Source organism: Hymenobacter fastidiosus (assembly GCF_039539565.1).
Classification (GTDB): Bacteria; Bacteroidota; Bacteroidia; order Cytophagales; family Hymenobacteraceae; genus Hymenobacter; species Hymenobacter fastidiosus.
The window spans coordinates 344,227-356,998 of record NZ_BAABDJ010000002.1 but is presented as its reverse complement, the minus strand read 5'-3'; the positions used below and the strand labels follow the sequence as shown (position 1 = coordinate 356,998).

Below are 12,772 nucleotides of genomic sequence, written 5' to 3'. Positions count from 1 at the left end.
CCGGGGTTGCCTGGTTTATCGATTTTTAATTCCTGATTATATCCGCGTACGACTCGTGGCGCGGCATCCGGCGCATCGCCTCAACCATCTCGGGGGGAGGAACCATGAGCTTACGGCGGCGCAGATCCAGCCAGGCACCATCTACGGTAACGGTAGCCGCTGGTCGCCCATCAGCCTTGTAGAGGGTATGAATAATGCGCCAACGCGACCCATCAGCACTTAACCCGGCGGCTTCTGCCGTTACCCGAATTGCTTCGCTGATACCAACTTCCTTGAGAAAGCGGGTGTCTTCGCGAAACAGAATCGGCCCCATACCCAGCTCAGCGAAACGCTGCATCCCAAAGCCGTGCTCCGCCAGGTATTCGATACGCAGCTGAGCGGCGTAGTCGGTATAAGCCGAATGCCGCATGTGAGCGTTCGGGTCCATATCGGCCCAGCGAGCAGTGTATGTTTTAGCGTATTCCATACTATGGAAATCAGAAGTCAGGGGGGTGATGCGGATGACGCGGGCAGTTAGCTTCTATCCGTTTGTTGCAGCGTAAGCCGCACCAGGTATTGCTGCTGGTCGTCTTCGCCCAGAAACTCCACTTCGTACCCCGCTGATTCGGCATAGTCCTGCACAATGCTGGCATCGGCGAACAGCCAGTCGAACTGCGGGCCGGTTTCGTCGCCGTAGGTCATGGCGTACTCTATTTCCCCGTAGTAAGGACCGTTGATGTTAATAACCAGCGCTCCCTCCTCGTCTTCGTAGAGGTAGCTGATGTCGGAAGAAGTAGCCAGGATTTGACCGCCAGGAGCCAACAGGGTGCGGGCATGAACCAGAAAGCGTTCCAGACCATCGAGCGTGCCCACTAAGCCCAGTCCGTTCATCAGCATCAGGATGGTATCAAAACGCTCTCCTGCGGCGGGCGCGTCGAACAGGTTGTGGCAGGCGGCCTCCCGTACCCCCCGTTCCTGCATCACCTGCACCGCACCCGGGGAGGCATCAATGGCCTTCACCTGAAAGCCGCGGCTCTGTAGCTCCAGACTGTGGCAGCCGGCTCCGGCCCCGGCATCCAGAACGCGGCCCCGGCATTCCTGCAGGGCGGTGCGCTCAAGTTCCGGCATTTCCCAGAGCGATCGAAAGAAGTAGCTGGCGGCCAGATCCTCGTCATCGGTTACGTTGCTATGGACCAGTAGAGCCGTCGCTTGGTTACCGCGCAAATAAGCTATCAGGGCGTGGCCCACCGGATCGGGGGCAGAAGATTGGGACATAGGGCGAAGATACGGGAGTTATACTGGCGGGTTGGGCCCGGCGGAGCCCGGGACGGGAGACTTTTTGCGTGGGGGCGCATCCTTCCCCAACTGGTCTGCGTTGGGGAAGGCACACCCCTACTCTTTTCGATTTCATTCCCATGGCCAGCAACCTCGATTACCTCGATCCTACCCTGATTCCGCTCGAAGAGAAAATAACTGCTTATCTGGAGGCCGAAGACGACCTGCGTAAGGCCACGGTCGAGGCCAGTAGCCTACCGGCCACCGAAGCAGCCGACGCCCACGCCGCCCGGCAGTTTGAGCAACGCCCCGCCACCGGCAGCTTTGATCAGCGGGCTGAGGAGGTGGAACAACGAATCCAGAACATGCACACCGACCTGGCTGAGCTACGCCGTGAAATCATTAGTCTGCTGCCCGTGCGCGACGAATTCGTGAAGGTGAACCTAGGTTATGGCCCCAGCCGCGTAGGAGCCTTTGCCACCGCCGGGGGAACTGACTATGAATTGCGCATCGTACATTAACCCAAACGGCTTCGCTGCAGCCCGTATTCTCCGGTACGGTCACTCCCCCCGGAGTTGAAGGGTTGCCAACCGGACATAAAAAAAGGACGCCGAATCGACGTCCCCTTTTCCACAACCAAAACACCTAAAAAACTATTCTTTCAGGCAAAACCTTAGCAAGGTTTATGCCAGAAGAGCTGACCAGTTGATACCTGTTGGTTTTTATTTTTCCACTCGGCCGCCCCCCGAATTCCGCCCAGGCCGACCAAAGTGGCGAGCTACTCTTTCATAATCTTAGTCAGAAGTTTGAAGCTCCCGGTTTCTATCGTCACCAGGTAGACTCCAGGCTTGGCTTGCGGCAGGGCCAGCTGCTGAACATTGGCCCCGGTTCGGATCTGAACAGGCTGAGAGGTTACTATGCGCCCTAGCAGATCCGATACCTGTAGGGTGCCAGAGCTGGAGCTACGGGCTTCAAAGCTCAGGGTAATGCCTCTCTGGAACGGGTTAGGGTAGCTGGCAAACGAGCCGGCAATCAATGCTGCCGGCTGCGTGCTGAGCGGAGCCAGAACCCGGTCACGGGCCCCCCGCAGGACCTGGCCCCGGATCTCGCCGCCCGGGAAAGCTGCCGTATGAATGTTGACGTACACACTGTCGCGGCGGAACTGCAGTGAGCGGCGCAGCGTGAACGGCCGCGGAGCGTTAGGAGCCGCATTGCCGCTAGCCTGCCAGTAGCCTTCTGCCGATGCGGGAGCCGTAGCATTATCAAAAAACGAGGTTAGCTCGAACACTACCGGACCAGCTTGCGTGCGCAGGCCGGTATGGAAATGGCCGGCCCGGGCTGGCCCCGTGAGCCCGCCCCAGGACATCATGAAATGCGCATTGCTCTGGTCCCGGTCAACAGAAACCAGGCCGGCACCATAGCCAGCGGAGCTAACCGGCGTAGGGCGCTCCTGCCGGCCATCTATGGCAAAGGTGTAGCCTTCCCGGGCCAGGCGGTAAATCTGCCCGCGGATTTCCCCGTTCGGGAAGCCTGCGGTGGTCAGTTGTATGTTGACGTTACCCGCGAGCAGGGCAGTGGTAAGGGCCCCATTACCGGCGTTCAGGCCGGTGAATTGCACACCTAAAAACTCATTCTGAATGAACGGCGACAGGTCGTTGGTAGCCTGCGTAGCCGGGGTGTTGGCCTGCCCGAAAGGGGAAGCGTAGAGGATGGCCGAAGTAACCGGCCCGCTCAAGCCGGCATAGGTGGCAAACACCGTCAGCGAGTCGAGCGTGGGGCTGATGCGCAGCACGGAAATTCCGCGGGCAAGCGTAAAGCGGCCGTTCACCACCTGTGCGCTATCGAGCCGGGCATCGAAGTTGAGGAAACGACGATCCTGAAACACCCGGCCGCGAATCTCGCCCCCGGTATTAGCCCCCGTACTCACATTCATAAACAGGTTGTTGGCTTCAAAAGCGGTCAGCAAATCTGGCGTAGTGGCAATTTCTCCGCTGAATACTCCCCGGTTGTTGGGATCCTGGAAAGGCAGCAGGTCCACTACCGCAGTACCGGCGGTAGTAGCCGTAGCATTGCGCAGCGTGGCCCCCGTAATGGCGCCACTCAGCCCCCGCACGATGGCCTGGAACTTGATTTTGGTTTTGTCCTGGGATAGCGCAAAAGCCCCGAAGCCCGAAGCCGTAGTGGTCACGACCGGTACGGCGCCAGCCCCGGTGAGCTGAGCGATGTACGCAAAATCCTTTTCCAGCTCAATCTGGCCCCGTATTTCCCCGCCGGGATTAGCGGCCGTATGAATGTTGAGGTAATAGCCCCCCAGCAAATACTTCCGGCGTTTGGCCACGTCGAACTCCGCACCGGTCAGAAAGCCCTGCAGTCGGTTACCGGTTACAAACTGCGTCAGCCCCGTAACGATTGGGCCACTTATACCACGGCCGCCTAAATGCACATGGGCCCCCGTAATGGGGCCCGAAAGGCCCACAAATGAGGCCGTGATAAAGAGCGTATCGCGGGTAGGATTCATACTAAAGCTGGCCACTCCTTTGGCGGCCGTAACCACAGCGGGCACTTCCTGGGCGCCCTCCAGCTTGGCCGCCATGAGCAGGTGGGGCCGTAGATGGTCGGCCTGAACCAGGCCCGAGGCCAGTACTAACAAGCCGGTGAAGAAAAGAGTAAGTTGTTTGCGCATGATGAGAAGGAAGTGAGTGAATGAACAATAACTGTGATTACAAGCACCTAAATACTCGAAATATTTCTATCAATGGTTGCCTGCGCCGGCAAAATCCGGCTAACCCTGCCCCCAAGCCCACTGGTACATCTGCCTCTGGATCGGTATTGGGTGCGCCAATAGTTTGGCTCCAGGGTGGGGCGGGCATTATCTTGCCGGCTTTTTCAGTGTTTTTTCCCTACTTCTATGGAAGCTCCCCACGACGAGTTCATGCGCGAAGCCATTCGCCTTTCAATTGAAAAAATGCAGGCTGGTTACGGCGGGCCGTTTGGAGCCGTGGTCGTGAAAGACGGTCGGATCATTGCCCGGGGCTTCAACCAGGTAACCCACACCAACGACCCTACCTGCCACGCCGAAGTGGATGCCATCCGCAAGGCCTGCCAGGAACTAGGCACGTTCCAGCTCGACGATTGCGACCTGTATACCTCCTGTGAGCCCTGCCCGATGTGCCTGGGAGCCATTTACTGGGCCCGTCCGCGCCGGGTATTCTATGGCAACACCAAGCAGGATGCGGCGGATATCGGCTTCGACGACCAGTTTATCTACGATGAGCTCGACAAACCGCTGTCCGCCCGCCAGATTCCGATGGAGCAGCTGCTGCGCGACGAAGCCCGGGCCGGCTTTGAGGCCTGGCAGAATAAGCAGGGCAAGACTCAATACTAGCCTCTTCGCTCCGTAGCGCAGCAGCGCCTCAGGTCCTGACGGGTGTTTTCTGACCGGCCTCCTGCAAGCACACCAGTTGCTTGCAGGAGGCCGGTCGTTTTTTATTGCCGCGGCCCCACGTTTTCAGGCCTGCTTCAGCATGGCCGGCTATTTCACCCGCCGCTTCCTCGGGCCCTGAAAACCACGGCTGCGCCGGGACCAGCTACCGCGAAAAAAGTATCAGGACGACCCGCATTTAGGGTATCGGCCAAATCCATTTTATTGGTATTTTACAATAAATTAAAAAGAAGAATGCCCATTTCTCCTTTTAATACACCGAGCTAATTACCCGGCATAAATTCACAAAAAACTCTTACAAAAGACCATAGAGCTGAACTTTTGTTTCGTATTTTTGTAATAACATCGACTGATCCCTGCTTGGTCAATATCCTTCAGACTGTAAAAAGTACCAAAACTTCCTTCTACGTTATTTGCTCCTCATGAAAAAAAATTACGCAAGCAATCCGAAGTCCGGTCTTCTGCTGTTGTCGCTAATCGGTGCGCTGCCCGCCTCCGCGCAGTATATGTTTACGGATAGCAACCTGACTCCCTATGCCCAGAATTTTGATGCCATGAGTGGAGATGTGGCCTTCTCCCACGGCACCACGGCCATTCCTTCGATGGTAGGCGTGTATGCCGAAACGCAGGCCGATCCGCAGTTTGGCAGCGGCTCGCTTTTCCCCGCCAGTGTTTCAGCCAATGATGGCTCGCGGGTATCGGGCAACTACTATCATTTTGGTCAGGTGGCCGAAACTGACCGGGCTTTCGGCGGTATTGCCGAAACCGGCATGTACACGGGCAAGGGCTACGCCGGCATCCGCCTGAAGAATGCCACCAGCGTAACGATCCAGAATCTGGAAATCCAGTACGCCATGGAGCAGTGGTACAACTCCGGCAATGACGCCGCGGCCTACGTGAACGTATCGTACCGCAAGAGCAGCAGCACGCCGGGCGAAAACTTTGCCACCCTCAGCACCGGAGCCATCGGCGATGCCTGGACCCTGGTGCCCGCCCTTACGGTAGCAGCCCCCTCCACCGGCACCGTCATTCAGAGCCGCGACGGCAACTCGCCCGCCAACCGCCGGGTAGTGCAAACCACGCTGGCCGATATCAATATCCTGCCCGGTCAGGAGATTATGATCCGGTGGGATTATGTGCTCAACCCCACCACCAATGGCAACGGGGTCAGCATCGATGATGTACTGATTACGCCCCAGACCAGCGTATTCTTCGCCCAGGGAACCCCCATCCGGCCCACGGGCAGTGGTGGCCGTGGCACCGCCACTACGCTGGACTGGAAGGACAACGCCGGTGCGTCGCCGGCTACGCTGGACGCACCCAACCGCACTTATTATGTAACCGGGGCCGTGAGTGCCACCGATCTGGCCACCATCACGGGTGCTAATTCCAAGGTCATCATCGGCGCTCCAGCGCAGAATGGCAATCCGGCCCAGGAAGGTCTGCTCGTGCTGGCCGACAATACCGTCGTCGGCGTGCCCATAGACGTAACGGCGGGGTCTACCTTGCGCATTGAGGAAGGGGCCGCCGCCACGCCCGTGGCCTTTGGCCTGCTGGCCCCCACCAGCACGGTGGTCTATGCGGGCGCTACGGCCGCGCACACCATCAAGCCCGCCAGCTATGGCCGGCTCTTGCTGGAAGGCGCAGGCCCTAAAACCCTGGTCGGCAATGTATTGCTGAACGGAAATCTACAGCTCAGCGGCGCCAAGCTCGGCCTGGGCAGCTTCAATGCAACCATTACCAAAGGCAGCAAAGTACTCGGGGCCGATGCCAACGCGTATGTAGTGACCAGCAGCAGCGGCCGCCTGCGCCAGTCGGTGCTCAGCGACAACGCGGAGGTTTTGTTCCCCGTTGGTACCGCCACCAGCTATCTGCCCGTCGCGCTGCGGCAGTCGGCTACCCGTTCCGAAGATGTATTTTCCGTGCAGGTAGCCGACGATAAGTATGCTACCTATGATGCCAACGACACGGGCATCGGCTCGCCGGTTACGGCCGCGAAGAGCGTCGGCAAAACCTGGTTTGTGAGCGAGGAAGTGAAAGGCAACGTCAGTCTTTCCGTGAAAATGCAGTGGAAAGACACGGAGCAAACCGCTGATTTTGAACCGGCCAAAGCCTTTGTCAGCCACTTCCACAATGGCTTCTGGGACCGGACCGTAGAGGCCAGGGCCACGCTGGTACCCGCCACCACGGATACCTACACCGTTTCGCGCTCCAACATCACCACTTTCTCGCCCTTCACCGTTTCCTCCGATGCGTCGCAGCCATTGCCCGTAGAGCTGGTTTCGTTCGACGTGATGCGTGTGGGTGGGGTAGTGAACTGCGCCTGGGCAACGGCCAGCGAAAAAGACAACAGCCACTTCGACGTAGAGCGCAGCCTCAACGGCCGCACGTTCAGCGTTATCGGCACCGTGGCGGGTGCTGGCACGAGCACCAACCGCCACGCCTACTCGTTTCCGGATCGGCAGCCCGCGGCCGGCACGGCCTACTATCGTCTGCGGCAAGTAGATGCAAATGGCAAATCGGCCTACTCGCCGGTGGTGGCCGTGCAAGGCGGCGGTGTGGCAGTTTCAGCAGCTCCCAACCCAACCACCGGTATCGTAGCCCTCACGCTCGGCACGACTAAAGCCACCACGATTCGGGGCACGGTTCTCAATATGCTGGGCATGGAAGTGATGCGCTTCGACCAGTCGCTGGGCGCTGGGTCCCACACTATTCCCGTCAATCTGAGCGCCCAGCCCGCCGGGGTCTATCTGCTCCGCGTTCAGACCCCGCAGGGCCTGCAGACGCTGCGGGTGGTGAAGCAATAGACGCTTGCCGCCCTGTCTGTCTGGCCCGCATAAAAAAACCCGAACGCCAGGCGTTCGGGTTTTTTTATGCGGGCCAGAAGGCAAAGTCTACAGCCGGCCTTTCATCCCCATCATTTTGGCCATTTGCTGCATACCGCCCTTGGTGGAGCTCATCTTGTTCATGGTGCGCATCACCTTGCGCATGTCCTCAAACTGCTTCATCAGGTTGTTGACCTGCTGAATGTCGGTGCCGCTGCCCTTGGCCAGGCGGCGGCGGCGGGAGCCGTTCAGGATTTCGGGCGTGGCCCGCTCCTGCTTGGTCATGCTCTTGATGATGCTTTCAATCGGCTTGAAGGCGTCGTCGTCGATGTCCACGTCCTTGATGGCCTTGCTCATGCCGGGAATCATGCCCACCAGATCCTTCAGGTTGCCCATCTTCTTGATCTGCTCCAGCTGGGAGAGAAAGTCGTCGAAGTTGAACTGGTTTTTGCGGATTTTCTGGTTGATGCGCTTGGCCTCGTCCTCATCGAACTGCTGCTGGGCGCGTTCCACGAGCGAAATTACGTCGCCCATGCCCAGGATCCGCTGCGCCATCCGGTCGGGATAGAACATGTCCAGAGCTTCCATCTTCTCGCCGGTCGAGATAAACTTGATGGGCTTTTCCACCACGGCCCGGATGCTCAGCGCCGCCCCCCCGCGGGAGTCGCCGTCGAGCTTGGTGAGCACCACGCCGTCGAAACTCAGCCGGTCGTTGAAGGTTTTGGCCGTGTTCACCGCGTCCTGGCCCGTCATGGCATCCACCACGAACAGCGTTTCCGAGGGGTTGATGGCCCGCTTCACGGCCTCAATCTCCGCCATCATCTGCTCATCCACGGCCAGACGGCCGGCGGTGTCGATGATGACGACCTTTTTGTTGTTCTTCTTGGCGTAGGCAATGGCGTTCTGCGAAATCTCGACCGGATTCTTGTTCTCCGGCTCCGCGTACACCTCCACGCCCACCTGCTCGCCCAGTACTTTCAGCTGGTCGATAGCGGCCGGGCGGTAGATGTCGCAGGCCACGAGCAGTACCGTGCGGTTCTGCTTCTTGATGAAGGTGGCCAGCTTACCGGCGAAGGTGGTTTTGCCCGAGCCCTGCAGGCCCGAGAGCAGAATCACGGCCGGGTCGCCCTTGAGCACCACGTCTTCCTTCGTGCCGCCCATGAGCTGGGTCAGCTCGTCGTACACGATTTTGGTCATCAGCTGCCCCGGCGACACGGTGGTCAGCACGTCGCGGCCCATGGCCTCATCCTTGATTTTGTCGGTGACGTCCTTGGCCACCTTGTAGTTCACGTCGGCATCGACGAGGGCGCGGCGGATTTCCTTGATGGTCGCCGCGACGTTGATTTCGGTGATGCTGCCCTGGCCTTTTAAGGTTTTAAAGGCTTTATCGAGCTTGGTGCTGAGGTTATCGAACATGAATCGCTGATTTGCGCTGAGTTACTTGATTTCGCTGATGACTTGCCGTTAGGAAGCCTTGTTCAGCACGATGTTTTCGAGGATGATAAGGCGGCGAATAACGTCTTCGGCTACGGGCAGGCTTTTTTCGACGCGGGCCAGCCGCTGGTCAATTCCCTGCACATCCTGCCGCAGGCCAGCCACTTCCTGCTTCACGCCGGCCACTTCCTGCTTGACGCCGGCCACTTCTTCTTTAAGCGCGTCAACCTTCTTCTCCATCCGAATAAAGCCGTCGGCCGTGGCCGTGGCGAAGCGGTTGAAGATGGCTTCAAACCGGCCGCCCAGCTCGTCAATAGCCTTCTTGTTTTCCTCCGTTTGCCGGTCTACGGCACGCAGGACGTCGCCCATGAGGGCCAGCAGGTCGGAATTATTTTCAGCCATAACAAACAAGATACGCGAAAAGCGGGGGTTTCGCGCCCCAAAATTAGCCAGAAAACCGCGAAAGCCGATACGTGCTTACCTTCACGCTCCGAAACCGCCCAAATTCGCTTTCCCGTCCCTCATGCGCCTGCTCGTCATCACCTATTATTGGCCGCCTTCCGGGGGCGCGGGCGTGCAGCGGACGTTGAAATTCGTGAAGCACCTGCCGGCCCTGGGCGTGGAACCGACCGTGATTACCGTGGACCCGGAGCAGGGTGCGTACCCGGTGCTCGACGCGTCGCTGGCGGCCGAGGTGCCGGCCTCGGTCCGGGTGATTCGCACGGGCACGTCGGAGCCATTCGGTAGCTACAAGAAGCTCACGGGGCGTAAGCAGATTCCGTACGGCGGCTTTGCCAATGAAAGCAAGACCAGCTTGCAGCAGCAGTTTTTCAGGTTTGTACGGGGCAATATGTTCATTCCCGACCCGCGCCGGGGGTGGAACGCCCACGTGCTGCGGGCCTGCGAAGAGCTGTTTGCGGCGGGCGAAACGTTTGATGCGGTGCTCACCAGCAGCCCGCCCCATTCCACCCAGCTGATTGGCCTGGCCCTCAAAAAGCGCTACGGCCTGCGCTGGCTGGCCGATATGCGCGACCCCTGGACCGATATCTACTACTCCAAAGAGCTCAACCAGACCCGCCCCGCCCGCTGGCTCGACGCCCGCTACGAGCGGCAGGTGCTGGAGCAGGCCGATGAGGTGCTGGTCACGAGCCCCGACACCAAGCGGCTGTTTCTGGGCAAATCGGCCCGGCTCACCGACGCCAAATTCCACGTGCTGCCCAACGGCTACGACGAAAGTGACTTCCGGGAGCCTTCCACTCCGCCCACCGATGCGCTGCTGATTACCCACACGGGCACGATTTCGGAAATCTACCACATCGAGCTGTTTCTGGCCGCCTGTGGCGAATGCACGCGCCGCCACCCCGACGTGAACCTGCGCCTGCGTTTCGTGGGCAAGGTATCGGCGGGTGTGCAGCAGCTCATTCACGACCACGAGCTCGGCGACCGGACCGAGCTGATTCCCTTCGTGCCCCACGACCAATCGGTAGGCTACCTGCTGCGCTCCACGGTATTGCTGATGGCTATTCCCGACGTGGACCACAACTTCGGTATTCTGCCCGGCAAGGTGTTCGAGTACCTGGCGGCCAACAAGCCCATTATCTGTATTGGCCCCGTGGGTGCCGATGCCGACACGCTGCTGGAAGAGTGCGGGGCCGGCCGCACCTTTCCCTACCTGGCCTACGGCGACATGCTGGAATACCTGGAAGCCCAGGTAGCGGCCTGGCGGGTGAACCCGAACCTGGACCTGCCGCCCCTGAACCACTCCCGCTACTCCCGCTATTCGCTGACGGAACGGCTGGTGAAGCTCATCAAGTAGGTTTTTCGGGCGAGGATGGCCATATCCTTGGCTTACCCGTCCTGGTCTATTTCAGCTTTTCCCACACCCCGCGCAGCTTGCCGGGGACGCGGCTGGCCAGCCGGGCCCGGAAATCAGCCCAGGCAGAGCGGGGCAGCTGGCGGCCGTGCCAGGCGCTGATGGCCGCGGCCACGCGCTGGGCCAGGGTGCGGTAGTGGGGGCGCTGGTAGTGGCGTAGGTTGTTGGTTACGTCGGCCGGGGTGCGCACGAAGTCGCGCACGTCGATGATAAAGCAGTTTGCCGCTCCGGTCACGAACTCCTGCAACGCCTGGTTCATGCCGGCCTGCCGCACGGCCGCGCCGGTTTCGCCGGAGCCGGGCACGTCAATTTCTGCCCCGTTGAGGAAGAAGATGGGCACGTGCGCCGGCAGCCGGGTCCGCAGCCAGCGCAGGTTTTCCTGGAAGCGGAGCGGGGAAATCTGGCCTTCGCAGGTAAACTCCTGCTGAAACCGGCGCAGAAAATCCTCCTCCAGCCCCCGGAAGCGGCGCTGGGTATACTTCGCCGCCTGAGCCGCCGGGTCGACGGCAGTCAGATCCTGGTAGCCGCCGAAGGGAATTTCGAGACCAGTGGCTTTTTCGCGGTACAGCTCCTGGGTGTAGTCCATGAGCGGGCTATATATCAGGACATCAAAATCCGCGTTCCACAACTTCGTATCGAAGGCTTCGCGCCCCAGAAAGGGCAGCGTTGCGGCCAGGCGCTGCTGCCCGGCCGCCGGCAGTTCGCGGCCGTGGCGCAGCAGCACGGTATGCTCGACGTGGACCGGAATCTGGTTCTCGTTTACGAAGTTGAATTCCTCGCTTACGTCCAGCTGAAATGCATGCAGAAACGGGGTCAGCTGGCCCAGATCGCAGCCGCCCTTGAGCAGTACCCGCAGCCGGCCTTTGGGCTCAGCCTCCGTTGCGGGGCGGTCCGTGGCCCCCTCAGCAGGGGCCGTTTCCCCGCTAATCCAGTCGGGAGTGTCGGTTGCGTTCAGTGCCGTGGCTACTTCGCCCTGCACGGTCAGCGGCGGGAATCCCAGCCAGGCGTAGGTGAACTGCTCGACGCCCAGGTGCAGAATGCGGCACGAAAAAACGAGCTGCGTCAGCCGGTTCGCTTGCTGATCCACGCAGTATACGCCCACCAGACCATAATCCCCGAACCGGTCGCGCACCCGCACGGTGCCCCAACGGCAGGTCTGATCCTCGAAACCAGCCGCCAGCCCGGCTTTGGTAACGCGCTGCTTGGTGAAGTTGAGCTGATTGGAGCGGTTGATCAGCTCCTCGATGCGGTCCAGGTCGGGCCCTACGGCCGGGCCTTCGCGGAACTCAATGCGCACCTGCGAATCGCGCAGGAAAGCCCGGTTATCCTGATACGACGAGCGGGCCTGCTGCTGGCGCTCCAGCAGCCTGTACTGCTCCAGCCGGCTCAGTTCGGGGTCGGGCTTGCCGCTGGCGCGGAGCAGCGGAGCCAGCCGGGGCAGGTCGGCGGGGTCGGCTACCTGCAGCTGGGGGTTGTAGAACTGCGCTTCGGCGCGGTTGATGGGGTTGTCGTCCAGAAACAGGGCATTGGGGGCCCGCAGCTGCATGCTTGCCAGCAACTCCCGGATGATGGGGCCTTTGGGCTGCCAGCTGATGCGGGGAAATACGAACAGGTCACGGATGCCCAGCTCCGTTAGTTTGGCTTCGGCGGCGGCAAAGTCATTCTTGGAAACGATGGTGTGGATGATGCCCCGGGCGGCGGTGTCGCGCACCAGCGCCAGGTTTTCGGCCAGCGCTTCCACGGCTCCCTCCGAAAGCGTGCCCTGCCAGAAGGTATCGTCCAGATCCCAGATAACGAGTTTAATAGGCTGTTCCGTTGCCCGTAGTGCGTTGCCAGTTGCCGGTTTCATGCGAGTTTGGTTACCATACCCTTTGGTGCGGGGTCACTACGGGACGATCAGCAGCAATTGCGGCGGATTCAGCACAAGATTATTGGCCAAAGCTA

Annotated in this window: 10 protein-coding genes; 4 read left to right on the top strand and 6 right to left on the bottom strand. The window is 60.0% G+C overall.

Features of this window, described 5'->3' with window-relative positions; genetic code table 11:
* Window positions 1–25 precede the first annotated feature (25 nt).
* The gene (locus ABD833_RS02305; RefSeq protein WP_345070702.1) at window positions 26–427 is read right to left on the bottom strand and encodes a thioesterase family protein; all 402 of its coding nucleotides are present in this window, start codon (window positions 425–427) and stop codon (window positions 26–28) included.
* A gap of 86 nt (window positions 428–513) precedes the next feature.
* Window positions 514–1,254, bottom strand: coding sequence for a class I SAM-dependent methyltransferase (locus ABD833_RS02300; protein ID WP_345070700.1), 741 nt, complete (start codon window positions 1,252–1,254; stop codon window positions 514–516).
* 140 nt (window positions 1,255–1,394) lie between these two features.
* On the opposite strand from ABD833_RS02300, the gene ABD833_RS02295 reads away from it, so the two are divergent.
* Window positions 1,395–1,775, top strand: coding sequence for a hypothetical protein (locus ABD833_RS02295; protein ID WP_345070699.1), 381 nt, complete (start codon window positions 1,395–1,397; stop codon window positions 1,773–1,775).
* 257 nt (window positions 1,776–2,032) lie between these two features.
* Here ABD833_RS02295 and ABD833_RS02290 read toward each other — a convergent pair whose 3' ends face one another.
* Window positions 2,033–3,937, bottom strand: a complete 1,905-nt coding sequence (locus ABD833_RS02290) for a CHRD domain-containing protein (RefSeq protein ID WP_345070698.1) — start codon at window positions 3,935–3,937, stop codon at window positions 2,033–2,035.
* Window positions 3,938–4,162: 225 nt separating this feature from the next.
* Here ABD833_RS02290 and ABD833_RS02285 point away from each other — a divergent pair, with 225 nt between their 5' ends.
* Together ABD833_RS02285 and ABD833_RS02280 are read left to right on the top strand one after the other, a co-directional pair.
* A complete protein-coding gene (locus ABD833_RS02285) occupies window positions 4,163–4,639 on the top strand; it encodes a nucleoside deaminase (RefSeq protein WP_345070697.1) in 477 nt (158 codons plus the stop codon).
* 479 nt (window positions 4,640–5,118) lie between these two features.
* A complete protein-coding gene (locus tag ABD833_RS02280) occupies window positions 5,119–7,503 on the top strand; it encodes a T9SS type A sorting domain-containing protein (protein WP_345070696.1) in 2,385 nt (794 codons plus the stop codon).
* Between the two features lie 87 nt (window positions 7,504–7,590).
* On the opposite strand, the gene ffh is transcribed toward ABD833_RS02280, so the two are convergent.
* Both ffh and ABD833_RS02270 read right to left on the bottom strand, forming a co-directional pair.
* On the bottom strand, window positions 7,591–8,937 hold the full coding sequence (gene ffh, locus ABD833_RS02275; protein WP_345070695.1) for a signal recognition particle protein: 1,347 nt from the start codon (window positions 8,935–8,937) through the stop codon (window positions 7,591–7,593).
* Between the two features lie 48 nt (window positions 8,938–8,985).
* Entirely contained in the window at window positions 8,986–9,357 is a 372-nt protein-coding gene (locus ABD833_RS02270; protein ID WP_345070694.1) for a hypothetical protein, read from the bottom strand.
* Window positions 9,358–9,478: 121 nt separating this feature from the next.
* On the opposite strand from ABD833_RS02270, the gene ABD833_RS02265 reads away from it, so the two are divergent.
* Window positions 9,479–10,771, top strand: a complete 1,293-nt coding sequence (locus ABD833_RS02265) for a glycosyltransferase family 4 protein (protein WP_345070693.1) — start codon at window positions 9,479–9,481, stop codon at window positions 10,769–10,771.
* Between the two features lie 46 nt (window positions 10,772–10,817).
* On the opposite strand, the gene ABD833_RS02260 is transcribed toward ABD833_RS02265, so the two are convergent.
* The gene (locus ABD833_RS02260; RefSeq protein WP_345070691.1) at window positions 10,818–12,677 is read right to left on the bottom strand and encodes a hypothetical protein; all 1,860 of its coding nucleotides are present in this window, start codon (window positions 12,675–12,677) and stop codon (window positions 10,818–10,820) included.
* Between the last annotated feature and the right edge of the window lie 95 nt (window positions 12,678–12,772).